The organism is Verrucomicrobiia bacterium (genome assembly GCA_035765895.1).
Classification (GTDB): Bacteria; Verrucomicrobiota; Verrucomicrobiia; order Limisphaerales; family DSYF01; genus DSYF01.
In genome coordinates, this window is the sequence record DASTWL010000061.1 from 19,672 (window position 1) to 36,887 (window position 17,216).

Annotated in this window: 20 protein-coding genes; 17 read left to right on the forward strand and 3 right to left on the reverse strand. The window is 64.3% G+C overall.

Annotated features, from left to right (window positions below; genetic code table 11):
* Window positions 1-36 precede the first annotated feature (36 nt).
* Window positions 37-855 carry an SDR family oxidoreductase gene (locus VFV96_12240; GenBank protein HEU5071166.1) on the reverse strand — a complete coding sequence of 273 codons (819 nt, stop codon included), beginning with the start codon at window positions 853-855 and terminating at the stop codon, window positions 37-39.
* 395 nt (window positions 856-1,250) lie between these two features.
* On the opposite strand from VFV96_12240, the gene VFV96_12245 reads away from it, so the two are divergent.
* From VFV96_12245 to VFV96_12295, 11 genes are all read left to right on the forward strand, one after another.
* A complete protein-coding gene (locus VFV96_12245; GenBank protein ID HEU5071167.1) occupies window positions 1,251-1,940 on the forward strand; it encodes a sigma-70 family RNA polymerase sigma factor in 690 nt (229 codons plus the stop codon).
* A complete protein-coding gene (locus tag VFV96_12250; GenBank protein ID HEU5071168.1) occupies window positions 1,937-2,233 on the forward strand; it encodes a zf-HC2 domain-containing protein in 297 nt (98 codons plus the stop codon). The genes VFV96_12245 and VFV96_12250 overlap by 4 nt, the downstream gene beginning before the upstream one ends.
* Window positions 2,234-2,369: 136 nt before the next feature.
* Window positions 2,370-2,675, forward strand: coding sequence for a hypothetical protein (locus VFV96_12255; protein ID HEU5071169.1), 306 nt, complete (start codon window positions 2,370-2,372; stop codon window positions 2,673-2,675).
* 396 nt (window positions 2,676-3,071) lie between these two features.
* Window positions 3,072-3,458, forward strand: a complete 387-nt coding sequence (locus tag VFV96_12260; protein HEU5071170.1) for a hypothetical protein — start codon at window positions 3,072-3,074, stop codon at window positions 3,456-3,458.
* An 87-nt stretch (window positions 3,459-3,545) separates the two neighbouring features.
* Window positions 3,546-4,004, forward strand: coding sequence for a 1-acyl-sn-glycerol-3-phosphate acyltransferase (locus VFV96_12265; GenBank protein HEU5071171.1), 459 nt, complete (start codon window positions 3,546-3,548; stop codon window positions 4,002-4,004).
* A complete protein-coding gene (locus VFV96_12270; protein HEU5071172.1) occupies window positions 4,001-4,696 on the forward strand; it encodes a phosphopantothenoylcysteine decarboxylase in 696 nt (231 codons plus the stop codon). The genes VFV96_12265 and VFV96_12270 overlap by 4 nt, the downstream gene beginning before the upstream one ends.
* A gap of 208 nt (window positions 4,697-4,904) precedes the next feature.
* The gene (locus tag VFV96_12275; GenBank protein HEU5071173.1) at window positions 4,905-5,315 is read left to right on the forward strand and encodes a hypothetical protein; all 411 of its coding nucleotides are present in this window, start codon (window positions 4,905-4,907) and stop codon (window positions 5,313-5,315) included.
* A 237-nt stretch (window positions 5,316-5,552) separates the two neighbouring features.
* Window positions 5,553-6,449 (forward strand): DUF6600 domain-containing protein, encoded by an 897-nt coding sequence (locus tag VFV96_12280; protein HEU5071174.1) that lies wholly within the window; start codon window positions 5,553-5,555, stop codon window positions 6,447-6,449.
* A 256-nt stretch (window positions 6,450-6,705) separates the two neighbouring features.
* Window positions 6,706-7,149, forward strand: a complete 444-nt coding sequence (locus tag VFV96_12285; protein HEU5071175.1) for a hypothetical protein — start codon at window positions 6,706-6,708, stop codon at window positions 7,147-7,149.
* A gap of 199 nt (window positions 7,150-7,348) precedes the next feature.
* The gene (locus VFV96_12290) at window positions 7,349-8,689 is read left to right on the forward strand and encodes a sigma-54 dependent transcriptional regulator (GenBank protein ID HEU5071176.1); all 1,341 of its coding nucleotides are present in this window, start codon (window positions 7,349-7,351) and stop codon (window positions 8,687-8,689) included.
* A gap of 24 nt (window positions 8,690-8,713) precedes the next feature.
* Window positions 8,714-10,564 (forward strand): ATP-binding protein, encoded by a 1,851-nt coding sequence (locus tag VFV96_12295; GenBank protein HEU5071177.1) that lies wholly within the window; start codon window positions 8,714-8,716, stop codon window positions 10,562-10,564.
* Here the strand turns inward: VFV96_12295 and VFV96_12300 are convergent.
* The gene (locus VFV96_12300) at window positions 10,536-11,015 is read right to left on the reverse strand and encodes a PH domain-containing protein (protein ID HEU5071178.1); all 480 of its coding nucleotides are present in this window, start codon (window positions 11,013-11,015) and stop codon (window positions 10,536-10,538) included. The genes VFV96_12295 and VFV96_12300 overlap by 29 nt on opposite strands.
* A gap of 54 nt (window positions 11,016-11,069) precedes the next feature.
* A complete protein-coding gene (mpl, locus tag VFV96_12305; GenBank protein HEU5071179.1) occupies window positions 11,070-12,464 on the reverse strand; it encodes a UDP-N-acetylmuramate:L-alanyl-gamma-D-glutamyl-meso-diaminopimelate ligase in 1,395 nt (464 codons plus the stop codon).
* 123 nt (window positions 12,465-12,587) lie between these two features.
* Between mpl and VFV96_12310 the strand changes: the two genes are divergently transcribed.
* Genes VFV96_12310 through VFV96_12335 form a run of 6 tightly spaced genes read left to right on the forward strand, consistent with a single transcriptional unit; the run spans window position 12,588 to window position 17,158 of the window.
* On the forward strand, window positions 12,588-13,697 hold the full coding sequence (locus tag VFV96_12310; GenBank protein HEU5071180.1) for a glycosyltransferase: 1,110 nt from the start codon (window positions 12,588-12,590) through the stop codon (window positions 13,695-13,697).
* The gene (locus VFV96_12315; protein HEU5071181.1) at window positions 13,694-13,861 is read left to right on the forward strand and encodes a hypothetical protein; all 168 of its coding nucleotides are present in this window, start codon (window positions 13,694-13,696) and stop codon (window positions 13,859-13,861) included. Before VFV96_12310 ends, VFV96_12315 begins: the two co-directional genes overlap by 4 nt.
* Window positions 13,858-14,508, forward strand: coding sequence for an acetyltransferase (locus VFV96_12320; GenBank protein HEU5071182.1), 651 nt, complete (start codon window positions 13,858-13,860; stop codon window positions 14,506-14,508). The genes VFV96_12315 and VFV96_12320 overlap by 4 nt, the downstream gene beginning before the upstream one ends.
* 8 nt (window positions 14,509-14,516) lie before the next feature.
* Window positions 14,517-15,410, forward strand: a complete 894-nt coding sequence (locus tag VFV96_12325; protein HEU5071183.1) for a 3-keto-5-aminohexanoate cleavage protein — start codon at window positions 14,517-14,519, stop codon at window positions 15,408-15,410.
* Between the two features lie 9 nt (window positions 15,411-15,419).
* Window positions 15,420-16,952: a xylulokinase gene (xylB, locus tag VFV96_12330; GenBank protein HEU5071184.1), complete on the forward strand. Its 1,533-nt coding sequence runs from the start codon at window positions 15,420-15,422 to the stop codon at window positions 16,950-16,952.
* A complete protein-coding gene (locus VFV96_12335) occupies window positions 16,949-17,158 on the forward strand; it encodes a SlyX family protein (protein HEU5071185.1) in 210 nt (69 codons plus the stop codon). Before xylB ends, VFV96_12335 begins: the two co-directional genes overlap by 4 nt.
* Window positions 17,159-17,216: the final 58 nt, after the last annotated feature.

The window sequence follows — 17,216 nt, forward strand, 5'->3', positions numbered from 1 at the left end:
CCGGAGGCGGATTGAATGGGGCCGCGAAGGGCCCGCTCAGCCGCCCGTCTCAAAGCCGGGATACAGTGTCATCCCGCCGTCCACGAAGATGCTCGCGCCGTGGATGTAGTCGGAATCGTCGCTGGCGAGCCAGACGCAGGCCCGGCCGATGTCATCGGGCTCGCCAATGCGCTTGTAGGGAATCAGTTTCATCAACTCGCGATACGCCTCGGGCGTGCCCCAGGCCTCCATGTTGATGGGGGTGCGCACGGCGCCGGGGCAGACACTGTTCACGCGGATACGGTGCGGGGCGACTTCCTGCGCGATGCTTTTCATCATGAGCATCACGCCACCTTTGCTCGCGGCGTAATTCACATGGCCGGCCCACGGAATGACTTCGTGAACGCTCGACATGCAGATGATTTTACCGGCGGCGCAACTGACTTCCTTGCGGATGCCCCGGCGCTTGAACTCGCGCACGGCCTCGCGGGCGCACAGAAACTGCCCGGTGAGATTCACGTCAAGCACGAGCTGCCAGTCCGCGAGCGTCATCTGGTCGATGGGCGCGTCCTTTTGCAGACCGGCGTTGTTGACGAGGATGTCAATCGTGCCGAATTCCTGGATCATCTTCTTGAACATCGCCTGAACCTGATCCTCCCGGCGCACGTCCGCCTGGTGGGCGAAGGCCGTGCCGCCGTGCCGCTTGATTTCGTCCACCACTGCGGCGGCGGCTTCCGGACGTGACACGAAATTCACGACGACGTCGGCGCCAGCGTGGGCGAGGGCGAGGGCAACCGCCTGGCCGATGCCGGAATTGGCGCCGGTGACCAGAGCCTTCTGGCCGCGCAGCACCTTGTTGATCGGTGTGGCGGGCATGACGGCTTCGGGCAGTTTTGCCGCCCGCAGATGTTCCTGCATCAGCTCCAAGTGTGCGGGCGACAGGGGATTGGTGACGCTGGTTGCGGTTTTTGAGTCGGTGGAATGGGTGTTCATGAGTTCATTTTACTTCGTTTTTATGAACGGCCAAGGTTGGTCGCCCCGGCCGCCGGAGCCGATGAGACGCGGAACCGCATGCGGGAGAAGGCATGGCGGTCATCCCCTTGGGCGGCGTGCCGCCACAGAAATCCAGACCGTCGGGCGGCGGCGGTGTTCAATTTTTGCGATTTTGCCTGCGCAAATGAAAAAAGCTGTAAGGTTTCTCCGGGTTCACCGACTCAGGCACGCGGGTGCACTGGCAATGGTCCGTGCGGTTCGTTCATCAAAATTTGTTTATGTCCAACCATGAACTGGCGGCTGCGACCGGCGGCGATACGGAGTCCGCGGCCGAATCACAGGCATCGCCCGTGCGGGCGGAAGCGGCGGAGACCGGGGCGAGCCCGTCGGATCCAGAACAATGGGTTGAGGCTTACGGTGACTACCTGTTCCGTTATGCTCTGGCGCGTTTGCGCGACCCGGCGCGGGCGGAGGATGTGGTGCAGGAAACTTTTCTCGCGGCGTGGAAGGGCCGGAAGAAGTTTGCGGGCCGCGCCGCGGAGAAGAGCTGGCTGGTGGGCATCCTGAAGAACAAGATTTTCGACCACTACCGCAAGGCCAGCCGCGAAACGTCTTTCACCGACCTCGAATTCTACCACGACGAGGAGGGCGACCGCTTCATTCCGGACGGGTTGTTCAAGGATGGCTGGGTGCACGAGCTCGGTCCGTTGGAGTGGTCCACGGAACCCGGTGCGACGCTCGACCGCGAAGTGTTTTGGCAGACGTTTCATGATTGCGCGAACAAGCTGCCTAAGAATGTCGCCACGGTGTTCAGCCTGCGCGAAGTGGATGGCGTGGAAAGCCGGGAAATCTGCGAGCTGCTCAACATCTCGGAGGGCAACCTCTGGGTCATGCTGCACCGGGCGCGCATGGCCTTGCGCCGCTGTCTGGAAATGAACTGGTTTGGCAAATCGGCGCCACGCAAATGAAACTCGGATCATCAATCAAGGAGCGCTGCATCCTGTGGGTCTGGCGGCACACGCCCAACTGTGCGGAGATGTCCCGCCTGGCCTCGCAGCGGCTCGACCGGCCGCTGCCGTGGCGAACACGGTTGCAGATGAGGTTGCATTTTGTGATTTGCGTGTGGTGCCGGCGCTACTTCAAGCAACTGGACTTCCTGCACCGGCAGGCGCCCCGGTCGGAGGCGTATCTCGTGGTGGCGACGCGCCGCGGCCTCAGCCCCGCAGCCAAACAGCGCATCGTGCAGCAACTGCGGAAATAGGTGGCGGTTGTGTAAGGCCGGTCCCGATTCACGCGACGAATCCGAACGGGCCGCTGTCGTGGCCGAATCCGCGCTGCCGTTGACCGCATTTGATCCGAATGATAACTGAATCATGCCCAAGCGGGGCTTGCCAATTGTGAAGCATTGGATTCGCTCGTGGGTGGGGAACCTGTCCCTGAGCTGCCGCCGGGCGGTCCACCTGCAATCCGAGGCGATGGATCATTCGCTGGCGTGGCGCCAGCGGCTCGGCTTGTGGCTGCATTTGCGCCTGTGCCGCTGGTGTCGCCGGTATGGCGCGCAGCTGCGATTCATCCGCGAAACGAGCCGCGCGCCGGCGAAGGCAAATCGGAACGCGTTTGCGCCGCACGCGCGGCTGTCTCCCGAAGCCCGCGAACGCCTGCACCGCCGGCTGACGGAGGCCCAAAAGGCCGATGACCAGTAAGGTTTGCCTGGGGCCGGCGACTTGCTCACACTCCGGGCGGCGGTCGCCTTCCGGGCCCGCGGACGGGGTGGCAGACAGGGGTTGCATGAATAATCCTTTGGATACAGTGCGCTTGCTGGTGAGCCTGCCGGCGCATTATCAAGCCCGGCTGGCGCGGGACATGGATGACATCCGGACGGCGCAGGCCTTGCGCAATCAGGTTTCTAACGTGGATAACGTGGAACTCAGCGAGGGGTTGGCGGCCTCGCACTTGACGGTCGGGATGAGGACCCGTTCGATGCGGTGTGCGACCCCTGATCGGTGAATACGTTCCCATGGGCGAGGTCGTGGGCACTTATCGTTTACAGACCGGCATCAGTGCGGCGCGGCAGCGGGGCTACTACTGCGAACAGGAATTTGTTTGAGCCAATGCGGGCGGAGATCGTCGAGTTGGGCCGGGCGTGCGTGCACAAGCATCATCGAAACTTGCTCGTCTTGGGCGCCCTCTGGAAAGGGATTGCCGATTACGCGCGGCGGGCGGGCGCCCGTTATCTGATGGGGTGCAGTTCACTGACGCCCCAGGATCCGGCGGTGGGGGCGTCCGCCTGCGCGGAGCTTTGCCGCCGTCATCTGGCGCCGCCGCCGTGGCGCACCGCACCCTTGGCCGATTGCGAATGTCCGCTGCACCAGCTGGCGGCCAATGCGCCCAAGGTTCCTAAGTTGCTGCGGGCCTACCTGAGTTTGGGCGCCAAGATTTGCGGTCCCCCGGCCCTGGACCGGCATTTCAAAACCATCGATTTTTGACGCTGCTGGACCTTGCGCAACTGCCGGAAGCGGCCCGGCTCCGGTTTCTAGGCTAGAGCGAGCGGCACATGAAATCATTGTGGGCGCATCCGTTGCGGGTGGCGGGCCGGTTGTTGTGGCTGGTTCGTCCGGCTGGCCGGCACTGTGTTTGTGCACCGTGAAAGCCGCACTCACGTGGGCCAAGTGGCGGATGCCATGCAGGCCGCCGTGGTTCAAGGGACGTTGGTGGTCCTGTTTCCCGAGGGCACCAGTTCCAACGGCCAAACCGTCCTGCCTTTTCGCTCCTCTTTGCTGGAGCCGGCCACGCGGCTTGCCCAACCGGTGACGGCGGCGTGGATTGGTTATGAACTGGCCGATGGCGACGTCGGCGAAGAAGTGTGTTATTGGAAGGACATGACGCTCCTGCCGCACTTGATCAATCTGCTCGGCAAACACCAGGTGCGGGCGCGGTTGCGCTTTCGGCGCGTGCCGGCGCCGGCGGTGGAGCGCAAGGAACTCGCGCGCCAGTTGCACGCCGAAGTCGTCCGGCTGAAGGAATCCCCATGAAAGTGATTGTCACGTGCGGCCCCAGTTACGAGCCCATTGATGAGGTGCGGCGGCTGACCAATTTTTCCAGCGGCGAACTGGGCGTGTTGTTGAGCCGCGAACTGGCCCGCGCTGGTTGTGAGGTGCTCTGTTTCAAAGGCAGCGGCGCCACCGCCACCGGGCCGGAATCTCCGTGCCGGGTGAGCGCCTTCAACACCAACGATGATCTGCTCGCACTTCTGTCACAAGCCGCGGCGGGCGGCGACATCGCAGCTGTGTTTCAGGCAGCCGCGCTGTGCGATTACCGGGTCAAGCAGGTGCTGGACGAGCAGGGGACGGATTGCGCCGCGCCGAAGATCGCCAGCCGTGCCGGGGCGTTGACGCTGCAACTCGAGCCCTCCACGAAAGTGATCGCGCAGTTGCGCCGGTTGTTTCCGCAGAGCCTGCTCGTCGGATGGAAATATGAACTGGCGGGCACCCGGGAGGAGGCTCTTGCGCGGGCGCACCGCCAGATCGCCGAGGCGCGCGTGGATGCCTGCGTGGTGAACGGCCGCGCCTTCGGCCCCGGTTTCGGTATCTGCCGTCCGGGCCGCCCGCTCGCCGTGTGCGCGGATAAATCGCAACTGGTCGTGCACCTGGCGGACTGGTTGCTCGCCGTGTTCTCCCGCGCGGCTACCGAAGCGGGAACGACGGGCCGTGCGGCCGGGGGTTAAAGGCTCCCACACCCAACGGCGGGACTCCGCAGCAATCAATGGCCGGCCGCGCCGTTTTCCGGGGACCGTGCTGGCAACTCCTTCCGGCCCGGCCTTGCCTGCCGTTGGTCCAATGTCGGGCCAACAAAAAACAGTTGCCATCAGGATGGGATTATCAGATAGTTCTGTCGTGACAGAAATAGCTGTCATAAATAGAGAAAGGCTGATTATGACCCTGATTGTATGGACTCACCTGGCGTATTTGAGCATCAGCGTTGCGTTGACCGTCTGGGTGGCGCGGACGCTGCATCGGAACGGGCGCGTGTTCCTCGTGGAATGCTTCCGGGGTAACACCGAGCTCGCCGATTCGGTCAATCATCTCCTGCTCGTCGGCTTCTATCTGATCAACGTGGGCTACGTGACGCTGGCGTTGAAATACGGCGTGCGGGCGGCCGATGCGCAGGAGGCGTTGGAAACGCTGAGCACTAAGGTCGGGCTGGTCCTGCTGGTGCTCGGTGGGATGCATTTCTTTAATCTGGCCCTCTTCGCGCGGTTGCGTCGGCGTGGGACCGCGCACGCGGGCGTGCCCGGCGGAATCACGCCGCCCTATCTGCCGGTGAACAAAATGACCGGCGTCTAAAAATTGCCAGCTTGGACTAATGCGCCGCGCGGAGGGACTCCGCGCGGCGCATTGAGTTTTGGAATACTGCACCGTGCAAGCCGGGCGATTGGGGGTTCGTGCATTTTGCACGCCAGCATGTGCGGGCCAATTTACCGACAAGATGGAATTTACTGATTTGCAATCACTTGTTCTTCGACCCCCGAACTGGCCCCGATTTAGCTATGAACTATTTCAACCAAACGGAAAGGGAGCCTCATGAAAGTGATTTCCCGGAATTTGCTGGTGGCCGCATGTGGATTGCTGATGGGTGGAGCGCCCATGGCGCGGGCCGAACTCGAAGTTTCCGCCAATGTCAGCATTCACGCGGTCGCTGATTTTGACGCGCCACTGACGGCACGCGGCACGTGGATCACCGTCGGCACCTACGGTCGGTGCTGGCGCCCGGCGGGTGTGGCAGTTTCCTGGCGCCCCTACTGTGAGGGGCACTGGGTATGGACGGATTGCGGCTGGTATTGGGAAAGCGATGAGCCCTGGGCGTGGGCCTGTTACCACTATGGCTACTGGGTTTACGATTCGGCCCATGGCTGGGTTTGGCTGCCGGGCGTGGAGTGGGGGCCGGCCTGGGTTTCCTGGCGGGTGGGCGGCGGCTACATCGGCTGGGCGCCGCTGCCGCCGCCGCGGGTTAAAGTGGTTGATGCGCGCTTCGTATTCGTCAAGGGCGCGCACTTCGCCGAACCCATTCGGTCCACCACCATCGTTGTGAGCAGTCCGCAAATCATTCGCGAAACCCGCGTCATCAACAATATCAAGCATCAGGAAAAGGTCATTGGCGATCGCGGGGCCCGGCGCGTGGTGGTGAACGAAGGTCCGGGACTGTCCGTGGTGGAAAAGGCCACCGGCCGGAAGTTTGAACGGGTGGCCATTCAGGAGGCGGCGCGACAAACGCCCGTGCCGTCGGCCGTTTCCCATGCGCCGCACGCACAGCCACCAAGGCAGCCAGAGCGAACCGGAAAGCCCGAGGCGCCACATCAATCCGATGTCGCCGCACCGGACCATCCGCCGGCTGCGCCGCATCGTCACGAACCGTCCAACGCCGGTCAGCGCGGCCATGTCTGGGGTCCCAGCCATGATCATGGGAAAGGGCGGAAATGAATTCGCGCAGCCGACGGGAGGGCGCCGTTCGTCTGACCCTGCCCGTTGCATGGCGGCACGAAGCCCGTGTGGCCATTGCCATTCGCCGTTCGTCCGTCGCCAGCCCGTCGTGGGCGGCGTGGCGGGGGCTGGATTTCCGGGAGCGGCAGCACGAAGAGCACGGATGCGATGCGTCCGCGGGAATTGACGGACTTTGGCGCAAAACGATTCAGGAAACAGCGGTGATTCAACTCAAACCCATACAGGAAAGGAAAACATGAAAACGAGATACACGGTTCTGTTTTGTTCGGCGATGATTGCCCTGGTCGGCTGCAATTCCAGCGAGACCACGGGAGAGACGCCAACCACCAACGCGCCGGCGGCGACCAATGCGCAGCCGGACAAACCCGCCGCGGGTGCGGCTGCGGCCATCATGGAGGGTAAGACCGAATTTGTGGCCAGCGCCGAGGCGCAGCTCAATACGCTGCGCGGCCAGATCGACGACCTGGCCCAGCGGTCGCAAAGTTTGACGGGCGAAGTCAAGGCGCAGGCGGATGCGGCGCTGGCCACCTTGAAAACGCAACAGTCCGCGGCCCAGGCAAAGTTTGACGCGCTCAAGCAGGCCGGTGCCGGGAGCTGGGCGGATTTGAAGGCCGGGTTGGCGACGGCCCTCGCTGACTTGCAAAAGGCCTGCGACAACGCGAAGGCCAAGTTCAGTTGAGCCATTCGGTGGCGAACGGCGCGAACCGGATGGCCGGTTGGTTGGGTTGGTTGGGGAAGGACACTTGGGCCGCGCCGGCAATGGCGCGGCCCAAGTCGTTGTCGGCCACTTATTCCAGCGTCACGTCCATTGGAGTCTGGCGTGTCCCTTGTTCGTTCGCTACCATGGTGGAATGGAATCGTCCAAAGCGAACCGCCCCATGCGCGTGTTGATCATCGATGACGAAGGCAACATTCGTCGCACGACAGCCGTCGTGTTTGAAGCGATGGGACATGAGGTCGTGGGTGTCGCGCGCGGCGCGGCGGCGCTGGATCAGCTGGATGCCGGCTCGTTTAACATCGCCTTTCTGGATCTCAAACTCGGTGCCGAGAACGGCCTGGACCTGCTGCCGGAATTGCTCAAACGTGATCCCAGCCTGGACGTCGTCGTGTTCACGGCTTACGCCTCGATCGAGACGGCGGTCGAGGCCATGCGGCGCGGCGCGGCTGATTACATTCCCAAGCCGTTCACGCCGGAGCAGATTCGGCGCGTCTTCGAACGCATCACCAAGGCGCGCAAGCTCGCGAGCCGCGTGGCCGAACTGGAATCCCGCCTGTCGGTGGAGGCGCCGACCATCCTGCTGAACACGGCCGTGCCGGCAGTGCAAAAGGCACAGGAACTGGTGTTCAAGGCCGCGCCCACCCCGGCGACGATTCTGCTCCTCGGCGAGAGCGGCACCGGCAAATCCGTGCTCGCCCGGGCGATTCACGAGCGCAGTCCGCAAAAGGAAAACGCCTTCGTGACGGTCAACTGTCCGAGCCTGTCGCGTGATCTGCTCGAAAGTGAGTTGTTTGGCCACATCAAGGGTGCGTTTACTGGCGCCACGGCGGATGCGGCGGGCAAGGTGGCGGCGGCCGATGGCGGCACGCTTTTCCTCGACGAGATCGGCGACCTCCCGTTGGAAATCCAGCCCAAGCTGCTCCGGTTGTTGCAGGAAAAGGAATACGAACGCGTGGGCGAGGCGAAAACACGACGGGCCAACGTGCGTGTGGTGGCGGCGACGAATCACGATTTGGAGCAGTCGGTCAAGGAAGGCCGGTTTCGCGAGGACCTGTATTACCGGCTGAACGTCATCGCGGTGGTGATGCCGCCGTTGCGTGAGCGCCTGCTGGATTTGCAGGGCATTGCCGACAATTACCTCCAGTTCTTTGCCCGGCAGTGCGGGAAAAATCTCCAGGGCTTTTCCGGCGATGCCCAGCGCGCCTTGCTCCACTACCACTGGCCGGGAAACCTGCGTGAACTCCGCAATGTTGTCGAGCGGGCGGTCATTCTGGCCGGCGGCAACCGGGTTGAGCGGGACGATTTGCCCGACAAACTCGAACAGCCGCGGGCCGGGGCGGGCCGTGAGGTGCATGTGGGCGAACGGGTGTCACTGGAGGAACTCGAACAGGAGCACATCAACCGCGTGTTGCAGCAGGCGTCCACCATGGAGGAGGCCGCCCAGATTCTCGGCATCAATCCGGCCACCCTTTACCGGAAGCGGAAGAAGCTCGTTCAGTAAGCCGGCGCGCCGGCGGCCTGGGTTATGTTGCGCACGCGCTTGTTTTTGGGTCTTGTGCCGTTCGTGGTGCTGCTGCTCGCCACGGGCGTGTATGCCATCATCCTGTTCTCGCGCCTCGTGCACCGGGTGGACGCCACCGTCAGCGGCAACTACCGCAGCATCCTGGTGGCGCAGTCGATGCGCCTCGAATTGACGGCCATCGAGCGGGAGGCCTGGACGTCGAACACCGGCACCAACGCCGCCACGCCCGCCTTTTTGCAGTTGCAGAAGCAGTTTGAGGACAACCTGTCCCTTCTGACGAACGGCATGAGCCAGCCTGCGGAGCAGGAACTCACTCAAAGGCTGGCCACCAACTATGCCGCCTTCAGGCGGGCGATGATTGTGTTCAATGCCGCGGGCGGTGCGGAGAACCGCCAGCGCACCTACCAGACGGGCGTCACGCCCAGCGTGCTCGCGCTGGACCACACGCTGGAAAAAATCCGCGACCTCAACGATCAGGCCATTCTTGCCACGCGGGAGAGCATTCAGCAGATCATGCGGGACATCACGCGGCCGATGTTGATCGGCATGGTGGTCACGCTGGCCATCGCGCTCTATGCCTACTATCGCCTGAGCCGGTCCCTGCTGCTGCCGATCGAATCGTTGACCCGCGCCACCCGGGAACTGAGCCAGGGAAACTGGCACCAGCCCGTGCCGGTCGAATCCCGCGATGAACTGGGCCAGCTGGCCATTGCCTTCAACACCATGGCCGCCCAGCTTCAGGAATACCGTCAGAGCACCAGCGCGGAAATCGTCCGCCTGCACCGCACCATGGAGACGACGCTGGCCTCGTTTCCCGATCCCATTTTCGTGCTCAACCACAAGGCGCGCATCGAGCTGAAGAACCCGGCGGCGGATGAATTTGCCGCCGGTTTGGGTCTCACGGAACGGCTTCCGGGTGAGTTGCAGCGGATTGCCGCAACCGCGCTGGCCCGTGGCGAAAACTTCCTCCCGCACACCTTCGACGACGTGGTCAGTTATCACCCGCCGGCCGGCGAAAAGTTTTACCTGCCCCGCGTGCTCGTCATGCGGGACAAGAACAATGCGACCTTTGGTGTTGCTGTGGTGTTGTATGACGTGACGCGTTTCCGCCTCCTGGATGCGGCCAAGACCAATCTCGTGGCCACCGTCAGCCACGAACTGAAGACCCCGCTCACCAGCCTGCGCATGGCCCTGCACATTCTCCTCGAAAAAACCATCGGCCGCATCAACGCCCGGCAGGACGAGATGTTGCGCGGCGCCCGCGACGATGCCGAGCGGCTGCTGAACATTTTGAACGACCTGCTGGACCTGGCACGATTGGAGGCGGGCAACGCGGAGCTGCGCAAGGAACCGGTCATGCCGGGCGAACTGCTGGAACACGTTGCGCGGGAGGCGGCGGATCAGGCGGCGGGCGGCCGCGTGCGGGTCCACTGGTCGGCCGAATCGAACCTGCCGGCCGTGCATGTGGACCGGCAGCGCATCAGCCACGTCTTTGGCAACCTGGTCAACAACGCCATCAAACACTCGCCGGCCGGGGCGGACGTGAGGCTCCACGCGGCGTCCGGCGAAGAGGGCGGCGTGCAATTCACCGTGACCGACCGTGGCCCTGGCGTGCCCGAGGAATTTCAGAGCCGCATCTTTGACCGCTTTTTCCGTGTGCCCGGTCAGGACAAAACCGGAGCCGGTCTCGGATTGTCCATCGCCCGGGAAATCACGGTGGCCCACGGCGGTCGTATTGGTGTGCGCAGCGAGCCGGGGCAGGGGAGCCAGTTCTTCGTCATTCTACCCGCTGCGAATGCGGCCGAAGCTGCGGCGGGCAACCACCTCATTGATGGCCCCGCTGGGCCAGGATGAGTTCGCGCAACGCGTGCGGATTCGGCACCCCTTCGATGCGCTCCGCGGCATCCACGGTTGCGGATGTGGAAATGGTGAGGTCACCCATGCCCACGAGCCGCGCGAGAAATCCCTGGTCAATGTCAATCGCCCGAATGTCCCGCACGAGGAATTCGCGGTAGCACTTTGTAATCAAGCCGCGCTCCACCGTCACGCGCCCCGGATAAATGCGCAGCACCACGGACGCCCGGCGGGCCCACGCCACCAGCGGCGGCACAATCAGCCAGAAAAAGAACAGGTGCCAGAAGAAGCGCCACCACGACGGCTGCGCCTGCGCGAGCAGTTCATGGCCGGCGGCGGCCTTCGAGGTGCCGGCTCCAGTCTGGGCCGCCACCGGGTAACCGCACGCGGGGCACATCGGCGCAAGGGAGGAAACCGGATTCGTGCATTCCGGACATTTGATCAGAGCCATGAGGGCATCCTTGCGCCACGGCGACCGCTTGGCAAGCGGCGGGTTCCCGCGCGCTCACCGGCGGCCAAGCGTGGCGAGCAGCTTTTCGTGGATGTTCCCGAACCCGCCGTTGCTGAAGACACACACGACTTCACCGCCCTGCGCGTGGCGCGCGAGGTGTGCCACGATGGCGTCCGCGTCCGGCAGATAGCTGGCATCCTTGCCGCCCGTGCGCAGGTCTTCCATCAGGCGCTCGGGGTCCAGGCGTTCTGCGACGGGCAACTGCTCCAGGCGCGCGACCTGGGCGACCACCACGGCATTCGCATCCACAAAGGAGCCGGCCAGCTCCGTTTGGAACACATTCCGGCGCGTGGTGTTGCTGCGTGGTTCGAAAACGGCCCAGATTTTCTCGTGCGGATACTTGATGCGCAACGCCCGCAACGTTTCGCGAATGGCGGTCGGATGATGTCCGAAGTCGTCAATCACAGTCACGCCGCCCGCGACGCCACGCACTTCGAGCCGGCGGCGGATGCCCTTGAACGTGTCGAAGCCCGCCTGAATCTGTTTGTTGGTCAGCCCGCAGTGCTTGGCGGCGGCGACCACGGCGAGGGCGTTGCGCACGTTCAGTTCGCCGACGAGGTTGAGGTGGAACTTGAAACCCGGGATTTCGAACTCGCTCGCCGTGGGCCCGAGCCGGAGGTTGAACGCCTGAATCGCATTCGGTTCGCCGAGGCCGAAGCGTTTGATCGGGCAGAAGGTGATGTTCAACAGCGGCGCCAGTTGCGGGTCGTCCCCGTTCGCCAGCAGCAGACCGTTGCGCGGCACGAGCCGGATGAACTGGCTAAATGCGTGCTGCACCGCGGCGACATCCGAGAAAATGTCCGCGTGATCGAATTCAAGGTTGTTCAGGATGGCGACTTCGGGCAGGTAATGCACAAACTTGCTGCGCTTGTCGAAGAACGCGGTGTCGTATTCGTCCCCCTCGATGATGAACCATTCGCTGTCGGTGAACCGCGCGCCCTGGCCCAGGTTGGTCGGGATGCCGCCGATCAGGTAGCTCGGGTTCAGGCCGGCGTGCTCGAAGACCCACGTCAACAGGCTGGTGGTCGTGGTTTTGCCGTGCGTGCCGGCGACCACCAGGGAGCGTTTGCCGCGGATGAAATACTCCTTCAGCAGCTCGGGCAACGAGCAGTAACGCAGCCGCTGCGCGAGCACCGCCTCGGCTTCGGGATTGCCGCGTGAAATGGCGTTGCCGACGACGACGAGGTCGGGTTTGTGCGCGAGATTCGCCTCGGTGTAGCCGTTGAACACTTCGATCTGCCGTTGGGCCAGAAAGGTGGACATCGGGGGATACACGTTCTGGTCCGAGCCGGTGACGACGTAGCCTTTTTCCTGCAAGGCGGCTGCGGCGGATGCCATTGCGGTGCCGCAAATGCCGATGAAATGAACTGAGCGAATCTCCGAAATCATGTGGGGCGAAGATAGGGCAACGCGGCAGGCGGAAAAGCAGGAAGTGGGCAAAACAGGTGGTGCGGGCGTGGAATTTCATTTGACCGGCGTTCGTCCCGCGCCTAGTCAAGGCGCTCGCAAATCATGAGTCGCCAGGTGTGCATTCTGCTGCCGCGGACGGGGCTGTATCCCGGTTTGGGAAAAATGCTCGCGGACGCCTTTGGAGAACTGGGCTGGCAGCCCACCGTGCGCCACCGCGCCGACGCGGAGGTGCTGCGCCACGATCTCCTGCTGCTGGCGGGTTTTTGCCGCTACATTGAGGGCTTGCCCGCGGTGCTCGCGCAGCGGCGGGGCCGGTCGCCCGTCACGCTGCTCTGGCAGTTGGAACCGCTGCCGCCGGAGCAGTTGAGCCTGCTCGGCGAACAGGTCGGCCGGCGCCTTGCCGCGCTGGACTGGGGCCGGTTGCCGCGCCCGGCACGGAAGCTCCTCGGCAACCTCATTCCCTTCCGCACGCAGTTGCTGCGGACCCTGCGCCGGTGGCAGGCCCGGGAATACACGCGCGCTGTCCGGCAGGCGCCGGACCAGGAGGGCTGGATCCAATACGACGTGGAAAATTTTTTCAACGCGGCGGGCGATTGGGAATGGATCCGGCGGGCGCAGGCGCAGGGCTGGCTGGACCATTGTTTTGCCACCGTGCAGCCACGGGTGCGTTTTCTCCGGAGCCGCGGAGTGCCGGCCGGGCTGGCACCGTTTGGCTATCATCCGGATTGGGGTCGCGACCAGCAGTTGCCCCGGGACATTGACGTGTTGTTTCTGGGCGCGCTGGGGCGAGGGCCGCGCCACGAGAAGCTGCGTCATTTGCGGGATGCGCTGGCGGCGCGGGGCCGCACCCTGACGTTTGTGTCCGGGGTCCAGGGCGCCGTCCGGGAAGCGTGGTTGAACCGCGCGCGGATCGTGCTGTGCCTGCTGCGGACGCCGCACGACCTGCCGGCGATGCGCGTGATGCTCGGCCTTGCGTGCGGCGCGCTGGTCGTGTGCGAACCGTGCGCGGACACGGGGGCGTTCGTGGCGGGGGAGCACTTCGTGATGACGTCCTTGGAGGAAATGCCCGCCGTGATAGACCGTTATCTGACGCACGAAGCGGAGCGGCGGGCCGTTGCCGCGGCGGGTCACCGTTTCGTGACCACGGAATTGACCCTGCCGCAAGTTCTCCGCAGGATGCTGGCCGTGGCGAATCTCAGAAGTTCCCCATGATACCAACATTTCGTCCCAGTCTGGGCGCCGAAGAACAGCGCGCCGTCGAGTCCGTGTTTGCCAGCCGCTGGCTGGGCATGGGACCGGTGACGGAGCGATTGGCAGCCGTCGTGTTCCGAACCTCATCGGACAACGTCGCCGTTTCCACGCTCACCCCCGCATGATGAATACCGGAAAACCCCTGCTCATTCTTGGCACCGGCCCGTTTGCCGTGGAAATTGCCGACCTCGCCTCCGAAATCCCCGGCGTGACGGTTGCCGGTTTCGTGGAAAACCTGGATCGTGCCCGTTGCGCGCAGCCGCTGGATGGCCGGCCGGTGTATTGGATCGATGAACTTGGTCCGCGCGTGGTCACGCACCAGTTTGTGTGCGGGCTGGGCACCACGCACCGCGGCCGGTTTACCGCGCAGGTGGCCGCGCTCGGCGGCGAATTCGCCACCCTGGTGCATCCCAGCGCCCGGGTCTCCACGCGCAGCACGCTGGGCCCGGGAACGATTCTCAACGTCGGCGTCATCATTGCGTCGCACACCCGGTTGGGCGCGCACGTTTCGGTGAACCGCGGCGCCACCATCGGCCACCACACGCAGATTGATGATTTTGTCACCGTCGGCCCGGGTGTGAATCTGGCGGGCAGTTGTCACGTCGGCCGGGCGGTGTATGTGGGCATCGGCGCCACCATCATCGACCACAAGGTCATCGGCGCGCAGTCCGTCGTGGGGGCCGGCGCGGTGGTGACCGAGGACGTGCCGGAACGCGTGCTCGTGGTGGGCGTGCCGGCCAAAATTGTGAAGCGAGACATCGCAGGCAAATAATCCGCGCCATGAAACTGGACAAGCTCATCATCAACGCCGCGCTCACCGGCATGGTGCCGCAGAAGCGGGACAACCCGCACACGCCCATTGCCCCCGCGGAAATCATCGCCGATGCCCGGCGCTGTCACGCCGCGGGCGCGAGCATCATTCACGTCCACGCCCGCGACGCCTCGGGCCGGCCCGACTGGCACAAGGAGGCGTATGCCGAAATCATCACCGGCATTCGTGCCGCGTGCCCGGGCCTCCTGATTTCCGCCACCACGAGCGGGCGCACGGACAATTCGTTTGCCTGCCGGTCGGACGTGCTCGACCTGACGGGCGACGCGAAGCCGGACTTTGCCTCGCTGACCCTCGGCTCGCTGAACTTTCCGAACCAGGCATCGGTCAATGAGCCCAGGATGATTCAGGCCCTGGCTGAAAAAATGCAGCAGCGCGGCATTATTCCCGAACTCGAGCTGTTCGAGCTGGGCATGGCCGACTACGCGCGCCGGCTGATTCAACTTGGGCGGTTGCAGCCGCCGTTCTACGCCAACGTGCTGCTTGGCTCCCTGGGCACGCTGGCGGCCACGCCGGACAATCTTGTCACGCTCGTGCGCGCGCTGCCGACCGGCACCACGTGGTCCGCCGCGGGCATCGGCCGCTTCCAATTTTACGTCAACAGCATGGCCATCACCATGGGCGGTCACGTGCGGGTCGGGCTGGAGGACAACCTCTGGTTTGACGCCGCCCGCACGGAGCTGGCGACGAATGTGAAGTTGATCGAGCGCCTGGTGAAGCTGGCCCAATGCGCGGGGCGCGACATCGCCTCGCCGGCGGAGGCCCGCGCGTTGATTGGCCTGCCGGCCCCGGCGGAAGCCACCACCCTTCGCTTCGACGTGACAACTCCGCCCGTCCGCTGCTAATCAATCGCCATGCGCGAACTCCTCATCGGCATTGACAGCGGCACGCAGTCCACCAAGGCCCTGGTCGTGGACGCGAACACAGGCAGGGTGCTCGGCGCGGGCGCGGCGAAATACGATTTACTGCCCGGCCTCCCGCCCGGCGCGAAGGAACAGCACCCGGAGACGTGGCGCCGCGCCACGGCCGCCGCAGTCAAGGCTGCGTTAAAGGCGGCCAAAGCCCGCCCCGCCGAAGTCAAGGCCATGGGTGTCAGCGGCCAGCAGCACGGCTTTGTGCCGCTCGATGCCGCGGGCGAAGTCATCCGCCCGGCCAAACTCTGGTGCGACACCGCCACGAGCGCCGAGTGCGATGCAATCACCGCGCGGCTCGGCGGGCCGAAGAAAACCATCGCGGCGCTGGGCAACGTCGTGTTGCCCGGTTTCACCGCCTCGAAAATTCTCTGGCTGAAACGGCGCGAGCCGAAAAACTTCACCCGGCTCGCCACCGTGCTCCTGCCGCATGACTACCTGAACTTCTGGCTGACCGGCGAACGCGTGATGGAGTATGGCGACGCCAGCGGCACCGCGCTGTTCGATGTGCGCCGCCGCCAATGGTGCGCCGCCGCGCTGCAGGCAATTGACGCAAGCCTCGTTGATAAACTGCCACCCTTGATTTCCAGCGATCAGCCCGCGGGCCTGCTGCGTCCGGCCACGGCGCGCGAACTGGGGCTGAACCCCGGCGTGCTGGTCAGCGCCGGGGGCGGCGACAACATGATGGGCGCCATCGGCACCGGCAACACCCGGCCCGGCATCGTCACCGCCAGCTTCGGCACGAGCGGAACGATTTACGCCTGCGCGGACCGGCCGGTGGTCGATCCGGCCGGGGAAATCGCGGCGTTTTGCGATTCCACGAACCGCTGGCTGCCGTTGCTGTGCACCATGAACGTGACCGTGGCGACGGAGATGGTGCGGAAGGATTTTGGGCTCGACCACGCGGCGTTGGAGAAAATGGCGGCGAAAGCGCCGGCCGGCTGCGACGGCTTGTTCCTCCTGCCGTATCTCGAAGGCGAGCGCACGCCGAACGTGCCCGACGGCACAGGCGTGTATCTCGGTGTCAACCCGCGCACCTTCACGGCGCCTCACTTCGCCCGGGCCACGATGGAAGGCGTAACACTGGGGATGAATTACGGCCTGCGCCGGCTGGCGCAACTCGGCGTCAAGGCGAAGCAAATTCGCGCCACGGGCGGCGGTGCGAACTCCCGGTTCTGGCGCCAGATCATGGCGGACGTCTTCAACGCGCCGGTCGTCACCTTGAAAGTTGGCGAAGGCGCGGCCTACGGGGCGGCGTTGCAGGCGTTGTGGTGCTGGAAACTCCAATCCGGCGAACGCGTGCAGATCGAGGAGATTACGGATGCGTTCGTCACGTTGAACCGCGCGGAAACAACGCAACCGAAGGCGGCGAATGTCCGGTGCTACGCGGCCTTGCAGGCGCTGCAGGATGAAGCGTCGCTCTCCCTGCGGGGTGTGTTTGGGCGGCAGCGGCAGTTTACCTGGAAGCGCGCATGAACGACGAAACCGCCGAACGCTTTGCCCGCCTCGAATCGCACCTTGCCCACCTGGAACATCAGGTGGAGCAGTTGAACGAGGTGGTGATTGAACAGGGCAAGACCCTCGACCGCCTGGTGAAGCAGATGCAGGTGCAATCGCGGGCGTTGGAGACGGCTGAGCTCGAACGCGCCAAGGCGAACAATCCCAAGCCGCCGCATTACTAGCGTAGGCAAGTCATGGTAAGGGCCGACGTTTTCGTAGCCAAGACCCGGCACAGAATCT

Excerpts from the sequence above, each read along its gene's own strand:
- VFV96_12240 (HEU5071166.1), bottom strand. The coding sequence starts at position 855 with ATGCCCGCCACACCGATCAACAAGGTGCTGCGCGGCCAGAAGGCTCTG.
- VFV96_12285 (HEU5071175.1), top strand. The coding sequence starts at position 6,706 with ATGAAAACGAGATACACGGTTCTGTTTTGTTCGGCGATGATTGCCCTG.
- xylB (HEU5071184.1), top strand. The coding sequence starts at position 15,420 with ATGCGCGAACTCCTCATCGGCATTGACAGCGGCACGCAGTCCACCAAG.
- VFV96_12310 (HEU5071180.1), top strand. The coding sequence starts at position 12,588 with ATGAGTCGCCAGGTGTGCATTCTGCTGCCGCGGACGGGGCTGTATCCC.
- VFV96_12275 (HEU5071173.1), top strand. The coding sequence starts at position 4,905 with ATGACCCTGATTGTATGGACTCACCTGGCGTATTTGAGCATCAGCGTT.
- VFV96_12245 (HEU5071167.1), top strand. The coding sequence starts at position 1,251 with ATGTCCAACCATGAACTGGCGGCTGCGACCGGCGGCGATACGGAGTCC.
- VFV96_12315 (HEU5071181.1), top strand. The coding sequence starts at position 13,694 with ATGATACCAACATTTCGTCCCAGTCTGGGCGCCGAAGAACAGCGCGCC.
- VFV96_12280 (HEU5071174.1), top strand. The coding sequence starts at position 5,553 with ATGAAAGTGATTTCCCGGAATTTGCTGGTGGCCGCATGTGGATTGCTG.
- mpl (HEU5071179.1), bottom strand. The coding sequence starts at position 12,464 with ATGATTTCGGAGATTCGCTCAGTTCATTTCATCGGCATTTGCGGCACC.
- VFV96_12320 (HEU5071182.1), top strand. The coding sequence starts at position 13,858 with ATGATGAATACCGGAAAACCCCTGCTCATTCTTGGCACCGGCCCGTTT.
- VFV96_12325 (HEU5071183.1), top strand. The coding sequence starts at position 14,517 with ATGAAACTGGACAAGCTCATCATCAACGCCGCGCTCACCGGCATGGTG.
- VFV96_12250 (HEU5071168.1), top strand. The coding sequence starts at position 1,937 with ATGAAACTCGGATCATCAATCAAGGAGCGCTGCATCCTGTGGGTCTGG.
- VFV96_12295 (HEU5071177.1), top strand. The coding sequence starts at position 8,714 with ATGTTGCGCACGCGCTTGTTTTTGGGTCTTGTGCCGTTCGTGGTGCTG.
- VFV96_12300 (HEU5071178.1), bottom strand. The coding sequence starts at position 11,015 with ATGGCTCTGATCAAATGTCCGGAATGCACGAATCCGGTTTCCTCCCTT.
- VFV96_12270 (HEU5071172.1), top strand. The coding sequence starts at position 4,001 with ATGAAAGTGATTGTCACGTGCGGCCCCAGTTACGAGCCCATTGATGAG.
- VFV96_12290 (HEU5071176.1), top strand. The coding sequence starts at position 7,349 with ATGCGCGTGTTGATCATCGATGACGAAGGCAACATTCGTCGCACGACA.
- VFV96_12335 (HEU5071185.1), top strand. The coding sequence starts at position 16,949 with ATGAACGACGAAACCGCCGAACGCTTTGCCCGCCTCGAATCGCACCTT.